Origin of the sequence: Streptomyces lasalocidi, assembly GCF_005280215.1 — a bacterium.
Classification (GTDB): domain Bacteria; phylum Actinomycetota; class Actinomycetes; order Streptomycetales; family Streptomycetaceae; genus Streptomyces; species Streptomyces longwoodensis.
Map to the genome: position 1 here is coordinate 6006245 of NZ_SZNQ01000001.1, position 24981 is coordinate 6031225.

22 protein-coding genes are annotated in these 24981 nt (G+C 72.9%); 5 read left to right on the forward strand and 17 right to left on the reverse strand.

Going from position 1 to position 24981, the window contains the following annotated elements:
- Nucleotides 1-37: 37 nt before the first annotated feature.
- Nucleotides 38-1300, forward strand: coding sequence for a macrolide-inactivating glycosyltransferase (gene mgt, locus E4U91_RS27050; RefSeq protein ID WP_137309236.1), 1263 nt, complete (start codon nt 38-40; stop codon nt 1298-1300).
- A gap of 73 nt (nt 1301-1373) precedes the next feature.
- Here mgt and E4U91_RS27055 read toward each other — a convergent pair whose 3' ends face one another.
- Nucleotides 1374-3632 (reverse strand): MMPL family transporter, encoded by a 2259-nt coding sequence (locus E4U91_RS27055; protein ID WP_137309237.1) that lies wholly within the window; start codon nt 3630-3632, stop codon nt 1374-1376.
- A 268-nt stretch (nt 3633-3900) separates the two neighbouring features.
- Here E4U91_RS27055 and E4U91_RS27060 point away from each other — a divergent pair, with 268 nt between their 5' ends.
- Together E4U91_RS27060 and E4U91_RS27065 are read left to right on the forward strand one after the other, a co-directional pair.
- A complete protein-coding gene (locus E4U91_RS27060) occupies nt 3901-4449 on the forward strand; it encodes a DUF1697 domain-containing protein (RefSeq protein WP_137309238.1) in 549 nt (182 codons plus the stop codon).
- 75 nt (nt 4450-4524) lie between these two features.
- Nucleotides 4525-5133 carry a TIGR03086 family metal-binding protein gene (locus tag E4U91_RS27065; RefSeq protein ID WP_137309239.1) on the forward strand — a complete coding sequence of 203 codons (609 nt, stop codon included), beginning with the start codon at nt 4525-4527 and terminating at the stop codon, nt 5131-5133.
- Between the two features lie 40 nt (nt 5134-5173).
- Here the strand turns inward: E4U91_RS27065 and E4U91_RS27070 are convergent, their stop codons facing one another.
- The 16 genes from E4U91_RS27070 to E4U91_RS27145 form a co-directional block, all read right to left on the reverse strand.
- Nucleotides 5174-5950: a sirohydrochlorin chelatase gene (locus E4U91_RS27070; protein ID WP_137309240.1), complete on the reverse strand. Its 777-nt coding sequence runs from the start codon at nt 5948-5950 to the stop codon at nt 5174-5176.
- A gap of 6 nt (nt 5951-5956) precedes the next feature.
- Nucleotides 5957-6895: an ABC transporter permease gene (locus E4U91_RS27075; protein WP_137309241.1), complete on the reverse strand. Its 939-nt coding sequence runs from the start codon at nt 6893-6895 to the stop codon at nt 5957-5959.
- Nucleotides 6882-7667, reverse strand: coding sequence for an ABC transporter ATP-binding protein (locus E4U91_RS27080; protein WP_137309242.1), 786 nt, complete (start codon nt 7665-7667; stop codon nt 6882-6884). The genes E4U91_RS27075 and E4U91_RS27080 overlap by 14 nt, the downstream gene beginning before the upstream one ends.
- Nucleotides 7668-7701: 34 nt before the next feature.
- Nucleotides 7702-8817: an ABC transporter substrate-binding protein gene (locus E4U91_RS27085; protein ID WP_137309243.1), complete on the reverse strand. Its 1116-nt coding sequence runs from the start codon at nt 8815-8817 to the stop codon at nt 7702-7704.
- Between the two features lie 236 nt (nt 8818-9053).
- Nucleotides 9054-10388, reverse strand: a complete 1335-nt coding sequence (locus E4U91_RS27095) for a sulfate adenylyltransferase subunit 1 (protein WP_137309245.1) — start codon at nt 10386-10388, stop codon at nt 9054-9056.
- A 2-nt stretch (nt 10389-10390) separates the two neighbouring features.
- The gene (gene cysD, locus E4U91_RS27100) at nt 10391-11329 is read right to left on the reverse strand and encodes a sulfate adenylyltransferase subunit CysD (protein ID WP_137309246.1); all 939 of its coding nucleotides are present in this window, start codon (nt 11327-11329) and stop codon (nt 10391-10393) included.
- A complete protein-coding gene (cysC, locus tag E4U91_RS27105) occupies nt 11326-11889 on the reverse strand; it encodes an adenylyl-sulfate kinase (protein ID WP_137309247.1) in 564 nt (187 codons plus the stop codon). Before cysC ends, cysD begins: the two co-directional genes overlap by 4 nt.
- Nucleotides 11886-12596 (reverse strand): phosphoadenylyl-sulfate reductase, encoded by a 711-nt coding sequence (locus E4U91_RS27110; protein ID WP_137309248.1) that lies wholly within the window; start codon nt 12594-12596, stop codon nt 11886-11888. Before E4U91_RS27110 ends, cysC begins: the two co-directional genes overlap by 4 nt.
- On the reverse strand, nt 12593-12775 hold the full coding sequence (locus tag E4U91_RS27115; RefSeq protein WP_137309249.1) for a transposase: 183 nt from the start codon (nt 12773-12775) through the stop codon (nt 12593-12595). The genes E4U91_RS27110 and E4U91_RS27115 overlap by 4 nt, the downstream gene beginning before the upstream one ends.
- Nucleotides 12772-14472 carry a nitrite/sulfite reductase gene (locus tag E4U91_RS27120; protein ID WP_137309250.1) on the reverse strand — a complete coding sequence of 567 codons (1701 nt, stop codon included), beginning with the start codon at nt 14470-14472 and terminating at the stop codon, nt 12772-12774. Before E4U91_RS27120 ends, E4U91_RS27115 begins: the two co-directional genes overlap by 4 nt.
- A 127-nt stretch (nt 14473-14599) precedes the next feature.
- Nucleotides 14600-14683, reverse strand: a complete 84-nt coding sequence (locus E4U91_RS39935) for a putative leader peptide (protein WP_349817346.1) — start codon at nt 14681-14683, stop codon at nt 14600-14602.
- A 195-nt stretch (nt 14684-14878) separates the two neighbouring features.
- On the reverse strand, nt 14879-16534 hold the full coding sequence (locus tag E4U91_RS27125) for a DUF7910 domain-containing protein (protein WP_137309251.1): 1656 nt from the start codon (nt 16532-16534) through the stop codon (nt 14879-14881).
- Between the two features lie 448 nt (nt 16535-16982).
- Entirely contained in the window at nt 16983-17555 is a 573-nt protein-coding gene (locus E4U91_RS27130) for a GNAT family N-acetyltransferase (protein ID WP_137309252.1), read from the reverse strand.
- Between the two features lie 203 nt (nt 17556-17758).
- On the reverse strand, nt 17759-19051 hold the full coding sequence (locus tag E4U91_RS27135) for a hypothetical protein (protein ID WP_137309253.1): 1293 nt from the start codon (nt 19049-19051) through the stop codon (nt 17759-17761).
- 183 nt (nt 19052-19234) lie between these two features.
- Nucleotides 19235-20518 carry a GAF domain-containing protein gene (locus E4U91_RS27140; protein ID WP_137309254.1) on the reverse strand — a complete coding sequence of 428 codons (1284 nt, stop codon included), beginning with the start codon at nt 20516-20518 and terminating at the stop codon, nt 19235-19237.
- Between the two features lie 331 nt (nt 20519-20849).
- On the reverse strand, nt 20850-22508 hold the full coding sequence (locus E4U91_RS27145; RefSeq protein WP_137309255.1) for an acyl-CoA dehydrogenase family protein: 1659 nt from the start codon (nt 22506-22508) through the stop codon (nt 20850-20852).
- A 165-nt stretch (nt 22509-22673) separates the two neighbouring features.
- Here E4U91_RS27145 and E4U91_RS27150 point away from each other — a divergent pair, with 165 nt between their 5' ends.
- Together E4U91_RS27150 and E4U91_RS27155 are read left to right on the forward strand one after the other, a co-directional pair.
- Nucleotides 22674-23861: a YihY/virulence factor BrkB family protein gene (locus E4U91_RS27150; RefSeq protein ID WP_137309256.1), complete on the forward strand. Its 1188-nt coding sequence runs from the start codon at nt 22674-22676 to the stop codon at nt 23859-23861.
- 37 nt (nt 23862-23898) lie between these two features.
- Nucleotides 23899-24891, forward strand: a complete 993-nt coding sequence (locus E4U91_RS27155; protein WP_137309257.1) for an AraC family transcriptional regulator — start codon at nt 23899-23901, stop codon at nt 24889-24891.
- The last annotated feature ends 90 nt before the right edge of the window (nt 24892-24981 follow it).

Sequence of the window (24981 nt, forward strand, 5' to 3'; positions counted from 1 at the left end):
GTGGACGAGACGTCTCGTCTCGCCTAGCGTCCTCCCCATGACTGCCTCCGCCCCCGGCGTGCCCCCCGCCCACATCGCGATGTTCTCCATCGCCGCCCACGGTCACGTGAACCCCAGCCTGGAGGTGATCCGGGAGCTCGTGGCGCGCGGCCACCGCGTCACCTACGCCGTCCCGCCGGCCCTCACCGACAAGGTCGCCGGCACCGGCGCCGAGGTGCGGACCTGGCACTCGACGCTGCCCGGACCGGACGACGCCCCCGCGGCCTGGGGCAGCACCCTCCTCGACCACGTGGAGCTGTTCCTGGCCGACGCCGTCCAGGCCCTGCCCCAGCTGACCGACGCCTACGCCGGGGACACCCCCGAGCTCGTGCTGCACGACATCACGGCGTACCCGGCCCGCGTCCTCGCCCACCGCTGGGGCGTCCCCGCGATCTCCCTGTCGCCCAACCTCGTCGCCTGGGAGGGCTACGAGGAGGAGGTCGCCGCCCACGTGTGGGCCGAGGCCCGCGGCTCCGAGCGGGGCCGCGCCTACTTCGACCGCTTCCACGCCTGGCTGACCGAGCACGGCGTCACCCTGCACCACGACGACTTCGTCGGGCGGCCCGACCGGTCCCTCGTCCTGATCCCGAAGGCCCTCCAGCCGCACGCCGACCGGGTCGACGAGAGCGTGTACACGTTCGTCGGCGCCTGCCAGGGGGACCGCTCGGCCGAGGGCGGCTGGGAGCGGCCCGCCGGCGCTGAGAAGGTCGTGCTGGTCTCGCTCGGCTCGGCCTTCACGGCCCCGCCGGAGTTCTACCGGGCCTGCGTCCGGGCCTTCGCCGGCCTGCCCGGCTGGCACCTGGTCCTGCGGACCGGCCCCCGGATCGACCCGGCCGAGCTGGGCGCCGTACCGGCGAACGTGGAAGTGCGGCCGTGGGTGCCGCAGTTGGCGGTGCTCCGGGAGGCCGACCTGTTCGTCACGCACGCCGGCGCGGGCGGCAGCCAGGAGGGGCTGGCCACGGCGACCCCGATGATCGCCGTACCGCAGGCGGTGGACCAGTTCGGCAACGCCGACCAGCTGGAGGCGCTGGGGGTGGCCCGCCGGCTGTCCACCGAGGAGGCGACCGCCGAGGCCCTCCGGGACGCGGCGCTCGCCCTGGTGGACGACCCCGGGGTCGCCCGGCGCCTGGCGGACGTGAGGGACGGGATGGCCCGGGAGGGCGGCACCCGGCGGGCGGCCGACCTGATCGAGGCCGAGCTGGTCGCCGCGCGCTCCGGCCGGCGCCCCGGCACGCGGACGGGCCCGTTGGCTCCCCGGTGACCAACGGGCCCTGCTCGCGGGAGAGTCGGTCCGCCCCGTGCGACGGGGCGGACCGGCCCTCATCCGGCGGGTGTCACACCCCCACCGGCCGCTCCTCGCGCGGCGCCGTCGCGAGGACCGCCTCGGGCGACTCGTCGTGGGTGAGGTCGGGCAGCCGGTGCAGCCACTTCGGCAGGTACCAGTTGCGCTCGCCCAGCAGCGCCATCACCGCCGGGAGCAGCACGCCCCGGATGACGGTCGCGTCGATCAGCACGGCGGCCGCCAGGCCCACGCCCATCTGCTTCATCGACTGCATCGACAGCGTCCCGAAGATCGCGAACACAGCGACCATGATGACCGCGGCACTGGTGACCACGCCCGCCGTGGTGACCACGCCGTGGGCGATCGCGTCCCGCGTGGTGCGGCCCCGCAGCCGCGCCTCGCGGATCCGCGAGACCACGAACACGTGGTAGTCCATCGACAGGCCGAACAGGATCACGAAGAGGAACAGCGGCAGCCAGGTGATGATCGCGCCGACCCCCTCGGCGCCCACCAGCGACGCGCCCCAGCCGTGCTGGAAGACCGCGACGAGGATGCCGTAGGCGGCGCCCACCGACAGCAGGTTCAGCAGGATCGAGGTGACCGCGATGGTCAGCGAGCGGAACGACAGCAGCATCAGCAGGAAGGCGAACACCACCACGAAGGCGAACACCGGGACCACCGCGCCGCCGAGCTGGTCGTTGAAGTCCTTCGACCCGGCGACCTGACCGGTGATCGGCGCCTGGAGGCCGTCGACCTTGCCGAGCGTGGCCGGGCGCACCTCGTCGCGCAGCTTCTCCAGGCTCGCGCCCGCCTTGTCCAGGTCGGAGCCGCCGACCAGCGGGACGTACACGTAGGCGACGTTCTGCGCGTCGTGCAGCTTGATCTCCACCGGGCCGCGCGAGGCGCCCGAACTGATCGCGCGGGCCTTGAAGTCGGCGAGCGCGTCCCGCACCTCGGGCGCGTTGATGTCCTTCGCTCGGACGATCACCTCGGCCGGCTCGGAGCCGCCGGGGAAGGCGTCGTTGACCCGGTTGTAGGTCTGCACGATCGGCAGCGAGTCGCCGAACTCCTGGTCCAGGGTGAGGTTCTGGGTCTTCATGCCGACCGCGGGGGCGGCGATCGCCAGCAGCGCGCCGGCGGCCACCAGCACCGACACCAGCGGCCGGGCGAGCACGCCCTTCAGCACCGCCGACCAGAAGCGGCTCTCGCCGCCTGTCCGGGCGGCGCGGCGGCGCATCGCCTTGTGCAGGAAGGGGATCCGGCCCCGCTCCACCCGCTCGCCCAGCAGCGACAGCAGCGCCGGCAGCACCGTCACCGAGCCGACCATCGCCACGGCGACCACCATCAGCGAGGCCAGGCCCATCGCCTCGAACTCGGCGAGCCCGGTGAACAGCATGCCCGCCATCGCCACGCACACCGTGACACCGGAGACGATGATCGCGCGGCCACTGGTCGCCGCGGCGATCCGCAGGGCCGTCTGTGCGTCCCGGCCCGCCTCGCGCTCCTCGCGCTCCCGGCGCAGGTAGAACAGGCAGTAGTCGACGCCGACGGCCAGACCCACCAGCAGCATCACGGAGTTGGCGGTGTCGCTCATCGGCATCACGTGGCTGACGACGCCCATCAGGCCCATCGTCGCCATGATCGCGGTGACCGCCAGCGCCACCGGCAGCAGCGCCGCGACCAGCGCGCCGAACGCGATCAGCAGGATGCCGAGGGCCACCGGCACCGCCGACAGCTCAGCCTTCTGGAAGTCGTCGCCGAACGCGTCGTCGAACGTCTTCATCATGCTCGCGCCGCCGATCTCCTCGATCCGCAGCGTGTCCGCGTGGCCCTTCTGCACCCCCTCGACGGCCTTGAGCACCGGCTCGACCCGGTCGCCGGCGGTGTCGGAGTCGCCGCGCATGTCGAACTGCACCAGCGCGCTGCGCCCGTCCCGGGAGATGGTCTTCGTGTCGTACGGCGACGTCACGTCGCTGACCCGGCCCGTGCCCCGCACGGCCGAGACGACCTCGGCGACCGCCGCGCGGAACTCCGCGTCGGTGGCCTTCAGCCCGCCGCCCCGCGCCTGCACCAGCACCGACTCGCTGGCCGGCTCCTCGATCCCCGCGTCCTCGATGATCTTCGCCGCGGTGTGCGTCTCGCCCTTGAGCTGGTCGCTGTCCTTGACGTCGACCCGGCCCGCGGCCGAGCCGAGCCCCATCGCCAGCACCACGAACAGCACCCAGATGCCGACCGCCGCCCACCGGTGCCGGGCGCTCCAGCCGCCGGCCCGCGCGGCCAGACCCCGCACCCGTGTGTCTCTTGTCCCCATGACGGGCCTGCCCCCTCGTGAGCGGTGACAGCCCCCTGCCGCCACCTCCAGGAACGACGCTATGGGGCGGGCGAGCCGCTTCCCTCGTACTGCCTGGTGAAAGGACGGCCGCCCGGCTCCTCCCCCCGGACCCCGCCGGCTCCGCACAGGGGAGGACAGCGGTCCCTTACATCTATCCCGTCGGCTCGGGGACGGCGCTCAGGGACCGCACCCCCCGACCCGCCCGCGGCCCTGCTCCCCGCGGCAGCCGACGGCCTAGGGTGATCCCATGACGACGACGTACGCGGCCCTGCTGCGCGGCATCAACGTGGGCGGCAGCCGCAAGCTGCCGATGGGTGACCTGCGCACCCTGATGGAGGGCCTCGGGTACACCGGGGTCCGCACCTACCTGCAGAGCGGCCAGGCGGTCTTCGCCAGCGACCACGGGGACGAGGACTCCCTCGCCGCCGAGCTCGCTGCGGGCGTCGAGGAGCGCTTCGGGTTCGCCGTCGAGGTGATCGTCCGCGACCACGCCTACCTGCGGGCCGTCGCCGAGGCGTGCCCGTTCCCGGCCGCCGACCTCCAGCCGAAGCAGCTGCACGTCACCTACTTCTCGGCCCCCGTGGACGCCGCCCGCTTCGCCGACGTCGACCCGGCCGCCCACGCTCCGGAGGAGTTCCGCCTCGGCGACCGCGCCCTGTACCTGTACGCGCCCGACGGCCTGGGCCGCTCCAAGCTCGCCGAACAGCTCTCCCGGCCCCGCGTCACCAAGGGCCTGATCGCCACCACCCGCAACTGGAACACGGTCGTGAAACTGGTGGAGATGACCGCCGGCTGACCCGCGGCACCGCCCCCCGCACGGTGTCGCGTTTCTTCAAGAGCGCACCCCCCGCGGGTCCTTAGCGTGGAACGCATGACGTACGACGACCCGCACCCGTACCTGAACGACACGCACCGGTACCTGTCCGAGTGCGCCACCGAGGCGGCCCGCGTCGCCCACGGCGTGCCGGCGGACCGGCTGGACGCCCCGACGCACTGCCCCGACTGGGACGTGCGGGCCCTGGTCAACCACTGGGTCCTGTACACCTCCCACGGCCTGGAGCACCGCGCCCTGCGCACCCCGCTCCCCGAGGAGCTCGTCGCGCGCGACTTCACCGCCGACCCGCACTGGGCGGACGCCTACGCCGCGCAGCTGCGGCGAGCGGTCGCGGCCTGGTCCGACCCGGCGGCCTGGGAGGGCGAGGTCGACCTCGGCATGGCGTCGATGCCCGCCGACGAACTCGCCGGGATGCTCGTCAAGGAACTGGCCGTGCACGGCTGGGACGTGGCCGTGTCCACCGGCCAGGACTTCACCGTCTCCGAGGAGGTGGGCCGCTTCGTCCTCGACGTGGTCGTCAAGCACGGCGAGATCTACCGCCAGTACGACGGCTTCGCCGACCCGGTACCGGTCCCGTCCGACGCCCCCGCGTTCGACCGGGCCCTGGCCGGGAGCGGCCGGGACCCGGGGCTGCGGTCGAGCTGACCCACCACCGCCCGGCGGGGGCGCACGGGGGACGTCCCCGTCAGGCACCCACCGCGGCCGCCAGCGGCAGGCACGCCGCGTCGTAGCGCTCCAGCACCACGCGCGCCACCTCCGGGGCCGGGCCCAGCACGTCGGCGAGGACGTCGGCGCCGGCCGCGCCCCGCGCGATGCGGTCCGGCAGGAAGCCGGGCGCCAGCACGTACGGCGCGACCGCGACCCGCTCACAGCCGTCGGCCCTGAGCGCGCGCACGACGTCCTCGGTGCGGGGGAAGCCCGCGGGACGTCCCGCGCCGGTCGCGGCGTGCGGTCCCGCGGAGGCGAACGCGGGCCGCACGGCGCACCAACCGGTGAGCCGCCACTCCCGCGCGATACTTGCGATCACCGCGATCGCCTCCGGGTCGGTGGACCCCGCCGAGGCCAGCACGACCCCGGTCGAGGACTTGTCGGCCGGGCTCAGCCCGGCCTCCCACAGGCGGCGTTCGAGCGCCGCCCGCAGCAGCGGGGACGGCCCGAGGACGTCCGCCTGGCGGATCCGCAGCCACGGCGGGGCGTCCCGCAGCACCGCCGGGATGTCCGCCTTGGCGTGGAAGGCGCGCGTCAGCAGCAGCGGCAGCGCCACCACCTCGCGCACGCCCTCCGCCGCCAGCGACTCCAGCACCCCGTGCACCGACGGGACGTTGAAGTCCAGGAACCCGGTCTCCACGCGGGTGCCGGGCCGCAGCGACCGCACCCGCTCCACGAGGGCGTGCACCGTCGCGGCGTGCCGCGGGTCACGGCTGCCGTGCGCGATGACGAGGAGGACCGGTCCGTGGCGCACGCGCGATCAGCCCTTCACCAGCAGACCGCGGCTGCGCAGCACCCGGCGCTCCAGCGGGCTGAAGATCAGCAGGTCGATCGCGATGCCGACGAACAGGATCAGGATGATCGCCTCGAACACCATGGACATCGAGCTGGCGTTGCGGCCGTTCTCCAACAACGCGCCCAGGCCGATGCCCAGATCGGGCGAGGAGGCGATGATCTCCGCCGCCATCAGCGAGCGCCAGGAGAACGCCCAGCCCTGCTTCAGGCCCGCCAGGTAGCCCGGCAGCGCGGCCGGCATCACGATGTGCCAGGCGCCCCGCCAGCCGGTCGCGCCCATCGTGCGGCCGGCCCGCAGGAACAGCGGCGGCACCTGGTCGATGCCGGACACCAGGCCGTTGGCGATGGACGGCACGGCACCCAGCAGGATCACCGCGTACATCATCGAGTTGTTCAGGCCCAGCCAGATCACGGCCGGCGGCACCCACGCCACCGACGGCAGCGACTGCAGGCCGGACAGGATCGGCCCGATCGCCGCCCGCACGAACTTCACCCGCGCCACCAGCAGGCCCAGCGGGGTGCCGATGGCCAGCGCGAACAGGAACCCGAGCAGACCGCGCGAGACGGAGGTCCAGATGTAGCCGAGGAGCCTGCCCTCCAGCCACGCGTCCTTGAACTCGTCGCCCACGTCCGCGGGCGACGGCAGCTTCGACGGGTCGTCGACGACCTTCAGCGAGATCAGGGCCTGCCAGAGCAGCAGGACCACCGCGACCGCGACGACCGGCGGCAGCACCTTGTCGACGAGCGTCCTGCGCAGCGGGGTACGACTCGTCGCGGAGGTCTCCAGGGCGTCCAGGCCCGCCTCCAGACCGCCGAGGCCGTCCCTGGCGGGCCCGCCCGGGGCGGCGCCGTCGGCCGCGCGGGCGGTCGTTCCGGCCGTGCCGGTCGTCTCAGTGCTGGCCATGACGGCGGATCTCCCCACGCAGGACTTCGGTGATCTCCAAGGACAGCTCCGCCACCGGCGCGTCCTCGATCCGGCGCGGCTGCGGGATGTCCACCCGCCACTCGCGGGCCACCCGGCCCGGCCGCGACGACAGCAGCACCACGCGCTGCGCCAGCCGTACGGCCTCGCGCACGTTGTGCGTCACGAACAGGACCGACACCCCGGTCTCGGCCCAGATCCGGGTCAGCTCGTCGTGCAGCACGTCCCGGGTGATCGCGTCCAGCGCCGCGAACGGCTCGTCCATCAGCAGCAGCCGGCTGTCCTGGGCGAGCGCCCGCGCCAGCGCGACCCGCTGGCGCATGCCGCCGGACAGCTCGTGCACCCGCTTGCCGTGCGAGCCGGTCAGCCGGACCAGTTCGAGCAGTTCCTCGGCGCGGCCGCGCCGCTCGTGCTTCGGCACGCCCCGCAACTTCAGGGCGAGTTCGATGTTCTTGCCCGCGGTCAGCCACGGGAACAGGGCGTGCTCCTGGAACATCAACGACGGGCGCCCGTCGGTCGTGATGCCGCCGGCGGTGGGCCGGTCCAGGCCCGCCACCAGGTTCAGCAGCGTCGACTTGCCGCAGCCCGAGGCCCCCAGGAGGGTGACGAACTCGCCCGGCGCGACATCGAGGGTGATGTCGTCGAGGACCAGCTGCTGCCCGGCGGGCCCGGCGAAGGACTTCGAGACGTGCTCGATCCGGGCGGCGTACTCGACCGACTGCGCGCCCTCGGCCTGCAGAATCGTGGTGGCCATGGTCGTCACCTCCTGGGGACTCGGGGAACCGGGCTTACTTGGCGCCGAGACCGGCGTCGGCGACCGCGGTCCCGCCCTCGGCCGCCAGGACCTTGTTCAGGAGCGTGAGGTCGTAGATCCCGTCCAGCTTGGGCTTCTCCAGCAGGCCGGCCTTGACCGCGTGCGCCGCCTCGGTGTTGAGCGTCGAGGCCAGCGGGTCGTCCGTGAACGTGATCGACTTCCACGCCGGGTCCAGCACCTCGGCCGGGAGCTCCTTGCCGGAGTCCGCCTTCAGCTGGGCGTTCGCCGCGGCCTTGGCCGCGTCCGGGTTGGCGTTGATCCACTTGTTGGTGTCGACCGACGCCTTGAGCACCGCCTCGACGGCCTTCGGGTGCGCGGCGAGGAACTTCTGCGACACGATGATGTTCGTGATCACGAACTTCTTGTCCGGCCACAGGTCGGCCTCGTCGAGCAGCACCTTCGCGCCCTCGGCGACCAGCTTCGACGCGGTCGGCTCCGGAACCCAGGCGCCGTCGATGGAGCCGGACTTGTAGGCGTCCGGGGTCACCTTGTTGTCGGTGCGGATGACCGACACGTCGCCCTTGCCGCTCTCGGCGTCGACCTTCCAGCCCTTCTCGGCGATCCAGTTGAGGAACGCCACGTCCTGCGTGTTGCCGAGCTGCGGGGTGGCGATCTTCTTGCCCTTGACGTCGTCCAGGGACTTGATCTTCTTCGGGTTCACCACCAGCTTCACGCCGCCGGACGCCGAACCACCGATGATGCGCAGGCTCTTGCCGTCGGACTTGGTGTAGCCGTTGATCGACGGGGAGGGGCCGATCCAGCCGATGTCGATCGCACCGGAGTTCAGCGCCTCGATCTCGGAGGGGCCCGCGTTGAAGATCTGGTACTTCGCGTCCGTGGCGCCCAGCGCCTTCTGGAAGAAGCCCTTGTTCACGCCCACCAGTGCGGTGCCGTGCGTGAGGTTGCCGAAGTAGCCGATCTTGACGGAGTCGAGCCCGTCGATCTTCTCGGCGCCGGCGGCGACCTTCTGCTGGCCGGAGCTGTCGTCCTTCGCGTCGGAGCCGTAGCCGCAGGCGGCGAGGGCGAGGAGGGGAAGCGAGGCCACGACGGCGAGGCCGCGGCGCAGGTGGGTCGATCGGGTGGCAGGCACGGGAGGGGTTCCTCTCGTTGGCCCGGCGGTCACGACGCTCTCAGGTCGTGGCCGGGGGGTCGGCAGAAGGTTTTCGTCGCTTCCGGGACGTCGGGTGGGGGGACAGGGCGCGCGAGCGGTGCGCGTACGTCACGGTGCACATCGGGCCACCCCGCCCTGTCCGCTGCCGAGGGCGCCGCTGCCGACGCGGCCGCCCTCCTTGGCGAACGTCGAGTAGAAGTCGGAGGAGTTCATGCTCAGAAGTCCCACCCGTCGTCCTCGGCCGGGTCCTTGACCGGCTCGGGGGAGGCGAACGACTCGCCGACCATGCCCGCGGTCAGCGTGGTGCCGTCGGACGGGTCGATCAGGATGAAGGAGCCGGTGCGGCGCGAGTCGGCGTAGGAGTCGACGGGGAGCGGCTCGGCGGTGCGGATCTTCACCCGGCCGATGTCGTTGGCGGCGAGCTGCCCCGGGTGCGGGTGCAGGGACAGGTCGTCGAGCGTCAGCCGGGACGGGATGTCCTTGACGATCGCCTTCACCGTGCGCGTGCCGTGCTTGATCAGCACTCGGTGGCCGACGGTCAGCGGCTGGTCGGCGACGTGGCACACGGTCGCCTCGACGTCCTGCGTGGTCGGCGGGGCGTCCTGGGTGGGCACCAGGAGGTCGCCGCGCGAGACGTCGAGGTCGTCCTCCAGCAGGACCGTCACCGACTGCGTCGTCCACGCCTCCTGGACCGCGCGGCCCAGCACGTCGATGCCGGAGATCCGGCTGGTGCGGCCTGAGGGCAGCACCGTGACCTCCTCGCCGACCCGGAACGTACCGGCCGCGATCTGCCCCGCGTAGCCCCGGTAGTCGGGGTGCTCGGCGGTCTGCGGCCGGATCACGTACTGCACGGGCAGCCGTGCGTGGCAGTGCGCCAGGTCGTGGCTGACCGGGACGGTCTCCAGGTGCTCCAGCACGGTCGGGCCGCCGTACCAGTCCATGTGCGCGGACGGCTCCACCACGTTGTCGCCGGCCAGCGCCGAGATGGGGATCGCGGTGACCTCGGGCACGCCCAGTTCGACGGCGTACGCCGTGAACTCCTCGGCGATCGCCGCGAAGACGCTCTCGCGGTACTCCACCAGGTCCATCTTGTTGACCGCGAGGACGGCGTGCGGGACGCGCAGCAGGGCCGCGATCGCCGCGTGCCGCCGGGTCTGCTCGACCACGCCGTTGCGGGCGTCGACCAGGATCACCGTCAGCTCGGCCGTCGAGGCGCCCGTCACCATGTTCCGGGTGTACTGCACGTGCCCGGGGGTGTCGGCGAGGATGAACCGCCGCCGGGGCGTGGCGAAGTAGCGGTAGGCGACGTCGATGGTGATGCCCTGCTCGCGCTCGGCGCGCAGGCCGTCGGTCAGCAGCGCCAGGTCGGGGCCCTCCTGGCCGCGGCTCGCGGACGCCCGCTCCACGGCCTCCAGCTGGTCGGTGAGGACCGACTTGGAGTCGTGCAACAGCCGGCCCACCAGGGTGGACTTGCCGTCGTCGACGGAGCCGGCGGTGGCGAACCGCAGCAGGGTGGTGGCCGAGAGCTGCTCGGTCGTGGTCGTGCTCATGGTTAGAAGTACCCCTCGCGCTTGCGGTCTTCCATCGCGGCCTCGGAGAGCTTGTCGTCGGCCCGGGTCGCGCCGCGCTCGGTCAACCGCGAGGCGGCGATCTCGGCGATCACGGCGTCCAGCGTGGTGGCGTCCGAGTCGACGGCGCCCGTGCAGGACATGTCACCGACCGTGCGGTAGCGCACCAGGCGCTTGACGACGTCCTCGCCGTCCTTCGGGCCGCCCCACTCGCCGGCCGTCAGCCACATCCCGGCCCGCTGGAACACCTCCCGCTCGTGCGCGAAGTAGATCTGCGGCAGCTCGATGCCCTCGCGGGCGATGTACTGCCACACGTCCAGCTCGGTCCAGTTGGACAGCGGGAAGACGCGGACGTGCTCGCCGGGCGCGTGCCGGCCGTTGTAGAGGTTCCACAGCTCGGGGCGCTGGCGGCGCGGGTCCCACTGGGAGAACTCGTCGCGCAGGGAGAAGACGCGCTCCTTGGCGCGGGCCTTCTCCTCGTCGCGGCGGCCGCCGCCGAAGACGGCGTCGAACTTCTCGGCCTGGATCTTCTCCGTCAGCGGCAGCGTCTGGAGCGGGTTGCGGGTGCCGTCGGGGCGCTCCTTGAGCACCCCGCGATCGATGTAGTCCTGCACGGACGCCACGTGCAGGCGCAGCCGGTGCCGGTCGACGGTGCGGTCGCGGTACTCCAGGACCTCGGGGAAGTTGTGCCCGGTGTCGACGTGCAGCAGCGAGAAGGGCACCGGCGCCGGCGTGAACGCCTTCAGCGCCAGGTGCAGCATGACGATGGAGTCCTTGCCGCCGGAGAAGAGGATCACCGGGTTCTCGAACTCACCCGCCACCTCACGGAAGATGTGCACCGCCTCCGACTCGAGCGCGTCCAGGTGCGACAGGGCGTACGGGCTGCCCGTGCCCTCGTGGGCGGTGGTGGCGGCGGTCGTCACGCCAGTCCCCTCTCGGTCAGCAGGGCGTGCACCGACGCGGCGGACTCCTGCACGGTCTGGTTCTGCGACTCGATCCGCAGATCGGGCGCCTCGGGCTCCTCGTACGGGTCGTCGACGCCCGTCAGGCCCGACAGTTCGCCCGCGGCCTGCTTGGCGTACAGGCCCTTGACGTCCCGTACGGAGCACACCTCGACGGGCGTGGCCACGTGGACCTCCAGGTACGTCGTGCCGTTCGCCTCGTGCCGCTTGCGCACCGCGTCCCGGCTGTCTGCGTACGGCGCGATGACCGGGACGAGCACCTTCACACCGTTGCGGGCGAGCAGTTGGGCGACGAAACCGATGCGCTGCACGTTGGTGTGCCGGTCCTCGCGGCTGAAGCCGAGGCCCGCCGAGATGAACTCGCGGATCTCGTCGCCGTCGAGCACCTCCACCCGGTGGCCCTCGGCGCGCAGCCGGCCGGCCAGCTCGTACGCGATGGTGGTCTTGCCGGCGCTCGGCAGACCCGTGAGCCAGACGGTGGCTCCGCTCGTCACGTCAGTCTCCTGGGGGTTGGTCGTCATCCGTGCAGTCCGCACTCGGTCTTGCCGCGGCCGGCCCAGCGGCCGGCGCGCGCGTCCTCGCCCTCGAGGACCCGGCGGGTGCAGGGGGCGCAGCCGATGGAGGCGTAGCCGTCCGTCAGCAGCGGGTTGGTCAGCACTCCGTGCTCGGCGACGTAGGCGTCCACGTCGTCCTGGGTCCAGCGGGCGATCGGGGAGACCTTGACCTTCCGGCGCTTGTCGTCCCAGCCGACCACCGGGGTGTTCGCCCGGGTCGGCGACTCGTCGCGGCGCAGGCCGGTCGCCCACGCCCGGTAGCCCTCCAGGCCCTCCTCCAGCGGCTGCACCTTGCGCAGCCGGCAGCACAGGTCGGGGTCGCGGTCGTGCAGCTTCGGGCCGTACTGCGCGTCCTGTTCGGCGACCGTCTGCCGGGGGGTGAGCGTGATGACGTTGACGTCCATCACGGCCGCCACCGCGTCGCGGGTGCCGATGGTCTCCTCGAAGTGGTAGCCGGTGTCGAGGAACACCACGTCCACGCCCTTGAGCACGCGGGACGCGAGGTGCGCGACCACCGCGTCCTCCATGGAGGAGGTGACGCAGAACTGCTTGCCGAAGGTGTCCACCGCCCACTGGAGGATCTCCAGCGCGCTGGCGTCCTCCAGGTCGCGGCCCGCCTGTTCGGCGAGCGCCTTCAACTCCGCATCCGTACGGGCGTCCTGAGCCGTCGTCATGTGTCGTCGCCTCCGTTGTCCTCGGCTCGCTGGAGTCCCCGGGCGAGCAGCCCGAGGAACTTCAGCTGGAATGCGCGGTTGCACGCCGCGCATTCCCAGGCGCCGTGTGTTGCCTCGTGCGGACGCAGGTCCTCGTCGCCGCAGTAGGGGCAGTGGAAGGGGACCGCGCGCTCGCTCACGACAGGGCCTCCTCGGACGCCCGGGCGGTCCAGGCGGCGAACCGCTCGCCCTCCGTGCGCTCGGCCCGGAACCGCGTCAGCACCCGTTCGATGTAGTCGGGCAGTTCGTCCGCCGTGACCTTCAGGCCGCGCACCTTGCGGCCGAAGCCGGCCTCCAGGCCGAGCGCGCCGCCGAGGTGCACCTGGTAGCCCTCGACCTGCCGGCCCTCGTCGTCCAGGACCAGCTGGCCCTTGAGACCGATGTCCGCGACCTGGATGCGGGCGCAGGCGTTGGGGCAGCCGTTGAGGTTGATGGTGAGCGGCTCGTCGAAGTCCGGGAGCCGGCGCTCGAGTTCGTCGATGAGCGTGGAGCCGCGCTGCTTGGTCTCCACGATGGCGAGCTTGCAGAACTCGATGCCGGTGCAGGCCATGGTGCCGCGCCGGAACGTGGACGGCCGGGCGGTGAGGTCCAGCGCCTCCAGGCCCTCGACCAGCGACTCGACCTGATCCTGCTCGACGTCCAGGACGATCATCTTCTGCTCGACGGTGGTGCGCACCCGGCCCGAGCCGTGCGCCTCCGCCAGGTCGGCGATCTTCGTCAGCGTGGCACCGTCGACGCGGCCGACGCGCGGGGCGAACCCGACGTAGAACCGGCCGTCCTGCTGGCGGTGCACGCCGATGTGGTCGCGCCACTGCTGCACGGGCTGCTCGGGCGCGGGCCCGTCGACCAGCTTGCGCCCGCCCAGGTACTCGTCCTCCAGCACCTGCCGGAACTTCTCGGCGCCCCAGTCGGCGACCAGGAACTTCAGCCGGGCGCGGTTGCGCAGCCGGCGGTAGCCGTAGTCACGGAAGATGGAGATGACGCCCTCGTAGACGTCGGGCACGTCCTCGATCGGCACCCAGGCGCCGAGCCGCACGCCCAGCTTGGGGTTGGTGGACAGCCCGCCGCCGACCCACACGTCGAAGCCGGGGCCGTGCTCGGGGTGCCGTACGCCGACGAAGGCCACGTCGTTGATCTCGTGCACCACGTCCAGAAGCGGCGAACCCGAGATGGCCGTCTTGAACTTGCGGGGGAGGTTGGAGTACGCGGGGTTGTTCAGGACCCGGCGCTTCATCTCCTCCAGGGCCGGCGTGGCGTCGATGATCTCGTCCTCGGCGATGCCGGCCACGGGGGAGGCGATCATCACGCGCGGGGTGTCGCCGCAGGCGGTCACCGTGGACAGGCCCACGGCCTCCAGCCGCTGCCAGATCTCCGGGACGTCCTCGATGCGGATCCAGTGGTACTGGACGTTCTGCCGGTCGGTGATGTCGGCGGTCCCGCGCGCGAACTCCTGCGAGACCTCGCCGATGACCCGCAGCTGCTGCGTGGTGAGCGCGCCGCCGTCGATGCGCACCCGCAGCATGAAGTAGCGGTCGTCGAGCTCCTCGGGCTCCAGCACGGCGGTCTTGCCGCCGTCGATCCCGGGGCGGCGCTGGGTGTACAGGCCCCACCAGCGCATCCGGCCGCGCAGGTCGTTGGGGTCGATCGAGTCGAAGCCGCGCTTCGAGTAGATCGTCTCAATGCGTGTCCGCACATTGAGACCGTCGTCGTCCTTCTTGAACTGCTCGTTGCCGTTCAGCGGGGTGAAGTGACCCGCGGCCCACTGACCCTCGCCGCGGTGACGGCTCACCTTGCGGCGGGGCGCGGAGGCGGCGGGGTTCTGGGGGCTGGCAGCCATGCTGAATCGTCCTTCGGGACAGGCGGAATGCGCTTCTGACCTGTGCGTAGGGGCGCACGGGGGCATACGTGCGCGCCGTTGCGCACAGGGAGAGGGGGGAACGGGCGTGCCGGGAGGGCTGGAGACGTCAGCGGACCGGACAGATGGCGCTGGACATGCGGCCGAGGTCGACGTGACGCCGACTCACCAAGGCAATTCCAGTTCCGGACATGACGGAAGCGTGGCACGGCGAAATGGACACAGTCCAGCTTCGTCCGCCATGCGGACACCTTGGTCTCGCTTAGTGAGACAGGGGTGTCCTCGATCACACGCTTCGTCGCGGGGCTTGTCCGCCCAGATCAGACGCGGTATGGGCGAGATGCCGTGCTCCTCCCGGCCGGGGCGGCCCCCGCTGGGAGGCGCCCGGTCACGCAGTGATCAGGTCGAACTGCTCCCACGTACCGATGGCTGACCGGTTGGCGATCAGCGGAGCCGCGCCGGCGTCGGCCGCACTGACGTACTGGTTGTTGGCCAGTGCGCGCAGGCTGACGGTTCCGTTGGAGTTGCGGATGAGCTGGAAGGTCTCCCACGTGCCGACGGCCGTGCGGTTGGCGATCAGTGCTGCCGCTCCGGCGTTCTCGGCACTGACGTACCGGCCGTTGGCGTGGGCGCGCAGTGCGACGGTGCCGCCGCCTGCGTCGACCTGGTCGAACTGTTCCCAGGGCCCTACCGCCGCGCGGTTGGCGACCAGGGGTGCGGCACCGGCGTCCTCCGCGGTGACGTACTGGCTGTTGGCGCGGGCGCGCAGGCTGATGACGGTGCTGGTGCCGCCGTCCGCACCGGTCAGGGGCGGGGTCGGGCGGGTGGCGGTGAGCGCGATCTGGCGCTTCAGCATGCGCCCGCCGTCGCCGGTGAGGCGCAGGTAGTAGTCCGAGGAGCAGGCCGTGCCGTCCTCGTCGAGCGCGAGGAAGCCGGAGTCGGCGGGCACCCACGCCTGGCTCTCGGCGGTCTTCGCTATCTGGTTGCCCTCGTTGAACTCGTCGAACATCGAGATGTAGACGCTCTGCACCCCGGCTCGCACGTGGTTGTAGAACTGTCGCCACATGAAGTCGCCGTGGGCGCGTTGGCGCAGCGTGACCGCGCCGGGCAGCACGCAGGGCTGGTAGTCGATCCCGTGCGCGGCGCAGTCCGCGAGGTCGGGGACCGTTGCGACGTTGTAGAAGTTGTCGGCGTCCGAGACGTTGCCGATCCGGCCGACCATCCACGGTGAGAGCATGTGGAAGGCGTGGTAGACGTCGAGGAACCCGGGGCGCGAGTCGCGGTCACCGGTTCGCCACCACGTCGGCACACCACCGATGAGGTAGACCCCCTGGTCCTTGAACCAGTTGACGACGTCGAGGCAGGCGGCAGCACTGAAGGGGCGCTGGTTGTCGTTGAAGCCGAAACCCCAGATGCAGACGACCGGTCTGCCGTTCTGCAGGGCGTAGGCCGGGGACGCGGTGTGGGCCTTCATCTTGTTCGTCCAGTCCGCCTTGATCTCGGACTGCATGTTCGTCCAGTCGCTGACGTCGTACATGATGTAGAACCTGCGCCCGTGGGACTCCGCGGCGCTGCGCACCTTGGCCGCCATGGCGTCGCGGGTCGGACCTTCGCCGCCGACCGGATCGAACCGTTGGAGGGCGGCGGTGTCGATGTTGTTCTGCTGCATCCACAGGAAGTGGGTGTCGACGGTCTGCTGGTCGTAGGACGAGAAGACCCTGGCGGGCCGGCCGTTGCCCAGGGCTGCGTAGCCGGTCCGGTAGGTGTGGGTGAAGTCCCGCACGTCCGGCCAGGCCACGATGGTGGTGTTCGACGGTGACGGGGGTTGGCCGCCGTTGGCGCTGTAGTGCCACCAGGTGTTGATCGGCGCGCCGTCCCCGGGACAGGCGAACCAGCCCTGATATCCGACGGTGACCTTGCCGACGACGTCGCCGGGAGTGCCGGCGGCGGCTGCCGTGCCGGCGCCCAGGCCGAGCGGGGACAGGCCGAGGGCAGCTGAACCGCCGGCGGCAGCGGTGAGAAAGGTACGGCGTGACCATCCCATGGGGGACTCCCGGTGGCTTGCGGTGGGGGGAGAGCGGGCCATGAACACACGTGACGTGCCGCGCTGAGCAGATCCGCCCGGGGCCGGGCCAACCGAGTCCGGGAGGACGGGGCGCCTCGCTCCGGCGGGTCGGAGATTGCTGACTGCCCTGCAAAATATCGATGGAACACAGGAAGAACAAGACGTCTGCCGTCAAGGCCTGCACGGCCGGGAGGATGTGTGCGCCTTGGTCCGGTAAGTGAGGGGCGCCGGCTCGGACCGGACGCACCCGCGCGGATGTCTCCCCGCAGGCCGGGTCGGACGTTCCCGTCGCGGTCGAAGAGCTGGGAGGGGCAGCGGCCTGTCCCGTGCCGATCATTCGGTCGGCCCCTCGTGCGTTCGGAACGCCCTCCATGTCGGCGTCCCGGCGATGGCCGGGAACGCCCCCCGCGCGGCGCGCGGACGCAGGTCAGGCCGGGTACGCGCCGGGCCACGGACCGGGCGTGGCGACCTCGGCCTCCTCCTTCACCTCGGTGTCGAACAGGCGGAAACCGCGCCGCTGGTAGTTGGCCATGGCGTGCTCGCCGTCCCTGCTGCATGTGTGCAGCCACACCCGCTTGGTCTGCGGCAGCCCCGGCCAGCGCTCGGCCAGGTCCCAGGCGCGGGCGGTGCCGTACGACAGCAGGTGGCCGCCGATCCGCCGGCCGCGGAAGGCCGGGATCAGCCCGAAGTACTCGATCTCCACGACCCCGTCGTCGTGCGGGCCCAGCTCCACGTACCCCGCGGGCGTGCCCCGGTCGTGGGCGACCCACGTCTCCACGCCCGGCCGCTCCAGGTGCTCGCGCCACCGCGCGTACGTCCAGCCCAGCCGGTCCACCCACTGGATGTCCCCGCCCACGGACGCGTACAGGAAGCGGCTGAACTCGGGGGAGGGCACCTCGGCCCGCACGATCCGCACGTCGCCGTCGGGCGCGTCGGCCGGCAGCAGGTCGCTCGGGTCGGTCTGCTCCAGGGACCAGGTGGTCACGGGGATGTTGGTCATGCCGCACAGGGAATCATCCGACCGGCGAGCCCGTCCACCGGCGCATCGCCGCCGGTCGCGACCCTGCGGACCGGCCGGACCGCGCCCGGGGGCCCACCCGTCGGCCGGACCGCGCCCGGGGGACCCACCCTCGGCCCATCCGTCGCCCGTGGACACCGGTCCCGGCATGCGGACCGCGCACCGCGGGCCCCGGCCGGCCCCGGCTACTCCGCCGTGTCGTCGAGCGCGGCCATCGGCAGGGCGAACAGCACCCGGCCCGACTGGGTCCACACCTCGCCGGTCTCCTCCCAGTACGACAGCGACGGCGTGCCCTCGCTCCAGCACCGGTGGGTGCCCTCGTCGCCGCACCGCGCGGCCCGCGCCCCGTCCAGGTCCTGGCGCCACAGCGAGCCCCGCTCGTCGCCGGAGCCGGCCGGCCGCGTCACGTACCAGGTGTCCCCGCGTGCCAGCACGCCCCGCACGCCGCTCGCCCGGGTCTCGTACGTCCCCGTCGGCTCCGCGCGCCCGGCCACGTCCGTGCTGAGCAGGCCGGCCCGCTGGGGCACCGTGCTCAGGGAGTAGCGCCACAGCCGTGCGTGCCGGCCGTCGCCGGGCAGCGTCCACTCGGCCGCGACCAGGCTGTCCGGCGTGGTGCTGCGGTCCAGGGAGAGCGCGGCGGGCCGCGGCGCGCCCGGGCCGCCGTCGAGCCGGTAGGCGGCCACGGCGGGCAGGACGTAGCGGTCCCCGTGCGCCGACCAGCCGCCGGGCACCCGGCCCACCGCCCGGCCCGTCACGCCGGCCCGCTGGACCCGGTCGAGGTCGAAGACGTACAGCCCGGCCCGGTCCCCGTCGTCGGCGGTGACCAGCAGCCGGTTCCGGTACCAGACCATCCCGGACACGTGCGAGGCGAGTGCCCGGTAGTCCAGGCCGCCCTCGACCGGGATCGCGAGCAGCACCCAGGTGTAGGCGAGGTGGCCGGGGTCGTCCGCGTCGACGAAGGCGACCCGGGCCAGCCGTCCGCCGCCCGTCGTGTGGTCCGGGGCGGACCAGCCGGCCAGCACGACGCGGTGCGCGCCCCACCGGCCGTCGTCGTCCGCGTCGCCGGAGGTGGTGACCGCACCCGGCTGCCAGCCACGGGTGTCGTTGGCGTTCCAGCAGTACACGCGCGTGGCCGCCGGAGCCACGGGCAGTGCCCGGCGCTCGCCGGACGTGCAGTCGGGGGCGGGACGCAAGCTGCGGTCCGCGTCGGCCAGGACGTCGCCCACGCCCACCGGCGCGCCCATCGCGGCGGTCAGCCGGTCCAGGGACCCCGGCGGGACCGCTTCCTCGGTCAGCCGCGCCTGGCGGGCCACGGCGTGCCGGGCCGACGCTTCCAGCGCCCCGGGGTCGTCCGTGACGGTGGCCTGGGACGCGCTGATCATGGTGGCGGCCGCGGTGAGCGCGAGAGCGGTTCCGGCCAGGAACGCCCGCAGCGCCCTGCCGCGCCTGCGCCGGCGGTGTCGGCCCCGTTGCTTCATTCGTCCTCCCGAGGCGAGCCAACTGCGTCCGTCGATCCGTACGTTGACCGTGGAGCAGGTGGGGTGGCCCGTACCGGATGCTACGGCAGGTGACACGTGCAGGGGAGGAAGACCCGGCAGATCGTGGGAAGATGCCCCACGATCACGCGTTTTCCGGTACGGAACGGGCGTCCGGCGACGGATTCACGGCCCCGTGCCCCGGCTGCCGGCCACCGTGGGCGCCGTGGAGTGCGGCAGCAGGTCCCGCGGGTCGTCGGGCAGGAGGACCTCGACCTCCGCGTCCTCGCAGAAACGATACGGCCGATGCTCCAGGAACCCCCCGAGGTACCGGCGCACCCGCGACATCTCCGCCCGCACCGTGACCGTGCGCCCCGGGTCCCCGAACACGTCCTCGGCCAGCCCGGACGCGCTGCGCCCGCGCCGGTGGACCGCAAGCAGGTACAGCAACTCCGCGTGCCGCGGGCTCAGTTCGTGGCTCCACGCGCCCGCGCTGCCCGACACCGTCACCGACCAGCGGCGCGGCCGGGCCAGGTCCAGCACGATGCGCGTACTGCCCGGCGGCGAGGGCTCGTCCACCGCCCGCACCAACCAGCCCCCGTCCAGCGGCTCCAGCGCGCACAGTCCCAGCGCCGGCAGCCATCTGCGGCCCGGGGCGGGCGACTTGGGCAACGCGATCCGGTTCGTGTACGGCATCCCCGTCACGGCCGCCGTCCAGCCGTCCCGGTCCACCACCGCCGCCCGCCCGGTCAGCCGCGCCAGCACCGGCGCCGCCACCGCGCGCAGCCGCTCCAGCGCGTTCAGGTGCCGTTCCCGCAGCCGCGCCTCGGCCAGCTTCGCCACCGAGTCGACCCAGGCCAGGGTGGCCGGGTGCATCGTCTCCAGCGGCCCGCTGACGTCCACCACACCGATCAGCCGCCCGTCGCGCGGATCGGTGATGGGTGCGCCCGCACACGTCCAGGTGGCGTGCGAGCGCACGAAGTGCTCGGCCGCGAACACCTGCACCGGCCGGCGCACCACCGCCGGCGTGCCCACGCCGTTGGTGCCGACCACGTCCTCGCGCCAGTCCGCGCCCAGCTCGAACCCCAGCCCGTCCGCCTTGCGCAGCACCGGGGTGCAGCCCTCCCGCCACAGCACCCGGCCGTCATGGTCCGCGACCACCATGATGTGGTGGGCCACGTCCGCCACCGACAGCAGCCCCTCCCGCAGGACCGGCAGCACCTCCTTCAGCGGGGACTCCTCCCGCCGCCGGCGCACCTCGTCGGAGCTGAGCAGCCCCGAGCGGAAGTCGTGCTCCGGATCGACCCCGCTGCGGAGCAACCGGTCCCAGGACTGCTCGATCACCGGGCGGGGCGCCACCCGCGCCCGCTGGCCGGCCAGCCGGGCCTCCCGCACCTCGTTGAGCACCCGCGCCGCGCGCGCGGCGTCGACGGCCGCGAGCTGCGCCACGTTCATCGGCGAGTTCGCCACTGGGGCCTCCCGGAATGGACCTGCGGAAAAGCGAGCGGACCGCGGGACGCCGATCCGGCCGACCGACGCCCTCCGGTCCCGCTCGCCGTCTCATCCTCCTCAATACTGCCGCTCCGCCGTGACGGAGGGGCACACTCCGGTCACTCGCCCCGTCCGACTTGCAACCCCTTGCAACCCTGGTGGTCGTCGGCGGGACTGTTTGAAGATTGAGCTACGCCGTCCCGAGCGGCGTTCCTGGCCTCGCAGGGCCATGCGGCGGGGGTGGTGCCGTGTCGGCGCAGCACCACCCCCGCTCACCTGTACGCATCCGGAAAAGCGACTGAGCGCCCGGTCAGGCCATGTTCCGGGCCCGGTCCACCACCGCCGCCAGGTCCAGCGTCGCCGGCAGCGTGCCGAAGGCCGCGCCCCCGTCCCCGCCCAGCCGCGCGGCGCAGAACGCGTCGGCGACCTGCGGCGGCGCGAACCGGACGAGCAGCGACCCCTGAAGCACCAGCGCGAACCGCTCCGCGAGCCGCCGGGCCCGCGCCTCGACGCCACTGAGGTCGGCCAGGTCCGTCAGCAGGTCCTTGATCGCCGAGTCCAGCCGGTGGTCCGCGCCGCGCGCCCGCCCGACCTCCTCCAGGAAGGCGTTCAGCGCCTGCGGCTCCCGGCGCAGCGCCCGCAGCAGGTCCAGCGCCTGCACGTTGCCCGCGCCCTCCCAGACCGAGTTCAGCGGCGACTCCCGCACCAGCCGGGGCAGGCCCGACTCCTCGACGTACCCGTTCCCGCCCAGGCACTCCGCGGCCTCCACCACCACCGGCGCGCACCGCTTGGTCACCCAGTACTTCGCCGCCGGCACCGCGATCCGCAGCAGCGCCCGCTCCTGCTCGCCCCCGTCGTCGTTGGCGGCCGCCAGGCGCAGCGCCAGCGTCGTCGCCGCCTCCGACTCCAGCGCGAGATCGGCCAGGACGTTGCGCATCAGCGGCTTGTCGACCAGCTTCCCGCCGAACGCCTCGCGGTGGACGCAGTGGTGCACGGCCTGGGTGACCGCCTGCCGCATCAGCCCCGCCGAACCGAGCGCGCAGTCCAGCCGGGTCGCCGCGACCATGTCGATGATGGTGCGCACCCCGCGCCCCTCCTCACCGACCCGGCGGGCCCACGTCCCGTCGAACTCGACCTCCGCCGAGGCGTTGGACCGGTTGCCCAGCTTGTCCTTCAGCCGCTGGATCCGGAACGGGTTGCGCGTGCCGTCGTCCAGCACCCGCGGCACCAGGAAACAGGTCAGCGCGTCCTCGCGGGCCGCGCCGGCCGCGTCCGCCGCCTGCGCCAGCACCAGGAAGCCGTCCGACATCGGCGCCGAGCAGAACCACTTGTGCCCGGTCAGCTCGTACGTCCCGTCCTCGGCGAGCGGCCGCGCCACCGTGGCGTTGGCCCGTACGTCGCTGCCGCCCTGCTTCTCCGTCATGCCCATCCCGAACAGCGCGCCCGCCTTCAGCCGGGCCGGGCGCAGCTCGCGCTCGTAGAGCGTGGACGTCAGCCGCGGCTCCCACTCCGCCGCCAGCGCCGGGTCGGTGCGCAGCGCGGGCACCGCCGCGTGGGTCATCGACAGCGGACAGCAGGTGCCGGCGTCGACCTGCGTCCACACCAGGAACGCGGCCGCCCGCCGCACGTGCCCGCCCGGCCGCCCCCAGGCCGCCGTCAGCCCCGCGCCGACGCCCTTGCCGAGCAGCCGGTGCCAGGCGGGGTGGAAGTCGACCTCGTCGACGCGGTGACCGTAGCGGTCGTGGGTGCGCAGCCGGGGCGGGTTCTGGTCGGCCTGCTCGGCCCACTCGTGCAGTTGTGCGGACCCGGCGGCGCGGCCCAGGGCCGACAACTCCGCGCGCGCCTCGTCGAGCAGTGCCGGGTCGAGATGTCGTTCGACCGCTGCCACCAGGGCGCGGTCGCCGCCGTAGACGTCGTGGCCGACGAGGGGAGGGGGCTGGTTGGTCACGGTGTGCGTGCTGCCTGCCATACCGCGAACGTACCCCCGGGTACGCCGGACATGGCCGCCCCGACACAGGCGCCGACCGGGCACATGATGCCGCCGCGCGCCCAGCCCCCCGGTTCCTCCCCGGTGGGGCGGGCCCGACCCGAGCCGGGGATGAGCGGAGCCTCGTACGGCGGATACCTTTAGGGCGTGCAGCCAGCAAGTCAGTCACCCGAGCAACCCGAGGGCCCCGCAGGGCGTCTCCACCGGGCGCGTGCCCTCTACCGGAACGTCTCCAAGCGCCGTACCGCCTGGCTGCTGCTGAAGGACACCGTCAACTCCTGCATCGAGTACCGCATCCTGGGCCTCGCCGCCGAGGCCGCGTTCTTCTCGCTGCTGTCCGTGCCGCCCCTGCTGCTCAGCCTGATCGGCCTGCTCGGCTACGTCGACGACTGGACCGGCACCGACACCATCACCAGCCTCGAGACCAACATCCTCGACGCCTCGCGCACCGTCCTGTCCGACAAGGGCGTCCAGCAGATCGCCCAGCCGATCCTCGACGACGTCATGAAGGGCGGCCGCCCGGACGTCATCTCCATCGGCTTCCTGTTCGCCCTGTGGTCCGGCTCGCGCGCCGTCAACGTCTTCATCGACACCATCACCGTGATGTACGGCCTCGACGGCGTGCGCGGCATCGTCAAGACGCGGCTCATGGCGTTCGCGCTGTTCACCGTCGCGCTGCTGATCGGCTCGGTCGCCCTGCCGCTGATGGTCGCCGGGCCCGACGCCGTGGTCCGCATCCTGCCCTGGTCCACGACCGTCGTGCAGGTCCTGTACTGGCCCGTCGTCATCGTGCTGTCCATCGTCTTCCTGACGACGCTCTACCACGTGTCCGTCCCCGTGCGCTCCCCGTGGATCGAGGACGTGCCCGGCGCCCTCGTCGCCCTCGCCATGTGGGTCCTCGGCAGCTTCCTGCTGCGCCTGTACCTGCAGAGCACCATCGAGGGCGCCACGATCTACGGCTCCCTCGCCGCCGCGGTCGCCGTGCTGCTGTGGATCGGTGTGTCCGCGTTCGCCGTGCTGGTCGGCGCCGCCGTCAACGCCGCCATCGACCGCGTCTGGCCGGCCGCCGCCACCGCCGCGGCCCGCGCCGCCAACGAGCGCCTGCGCCAGGAGGAGGCCGCCGAGTACGTCGCCCGGCTCGCCGCCGCCCACGCCCACGAGGACCCCGACGACCCGGACATGCCCTCCGAGTTCCCCGAACGCTGGTCCCGCTTCCTGCCCCCCGAGGACGTCACCGGCCGCCTGCGCACCCACGCGCGCGTCACCCCGAAGCACCCGCACCAGCACCACCAGCACCAGCACCACGGGGAGGAACCGCCCGCTCCGGGGAAGTGACTCCGGTCCGGGCCGGGTGCGCGTCTACCCTGGCCGCATGGACGCCCCGCCCCGTTCCTCCGCGCCCACCGGCGGCGACCCCCTGGCCGGGCTGCTGGAGGGACCACGCGCGCGGGGCGCCTTCCTGATCCGCGCGAGCTTCGACCCGCCGTGGAGCGTCCGCGTCGAGGACCGCGCCCCGCTGACCGTGATGCTCCCCGTGCGCGGCGACGCCTGGGTCGTCCCCGACGGGGGAGAGCCCCTGCTGCTGCGGGCCGGCGACCTCGCGATCGCCCGCGGCCCCGACGCCTACACCTGCGCCGACGACCCGGCCACACCCCCGCAGGCGCTGATCCTGCCCGGCGGCCGCTGCACCCACCCCGACGGCCGCTCACTCAACGGCTCCATGGACCTCGGCGTCCGCGCCTGGGGCCACCGGGCCGACGGCGCCACGGTCCTGCTGATCGGCACCTACCTCCTGCCCGGCGAGATCAACGGCCGCCTGCTGGACGCGCTGCCGTCGCTGCTGTCGCTCCCCGCCGACGTGTGGCCGTCGCCGCTGACACCGCTGCTCATGCAGGAGATCGTGCGCGACGAGCCCGGTCAGGAGGTGGTCCTGGACCGGATGCTGGACCTGCTGGTCATCGCGGCGCTGCGGGCCTGGTTCTCCCGCCCGGACGCCGAGGCCCCGGCCTGGTACCGGGCACTGGCCGACCCGGTGGTGGGCCGCGTCCTGCGCCTCCTCCAGGGCGACCCCGCGCACCCCTGGACGGTGGCCTCGCTGGCGGCGGGGGCGGGCGTCTCGCGCGCGGCCCTGGCCCGCCGCTTCACCGACCTGGCCGGGGAACCCCCGATGACCTACCTGACGGGCTTGCGCCTGGCCCTCGCGGCGGACCGGCTCCGCGACACCGACGACACCCTGGCCGCGATCGCCCGCCAGGTCGGGTACGGGAGCGCGTTCGCGCTGTCGAGCGCGTTCAAGCGGCGCTACGGCGTCAGCCCGCAGGAACACCGGGGCCGGGCGGCCCGGACGGAGCCTGCGCCCGTCTGACGTTCCCGAGGGGACCTGGTGTCGGGAACGCCAGGGGGGCGTGACCGGCGGCGCCGGACCGCCGGGCTGCCCCGACCGCCGGCCCGCCCT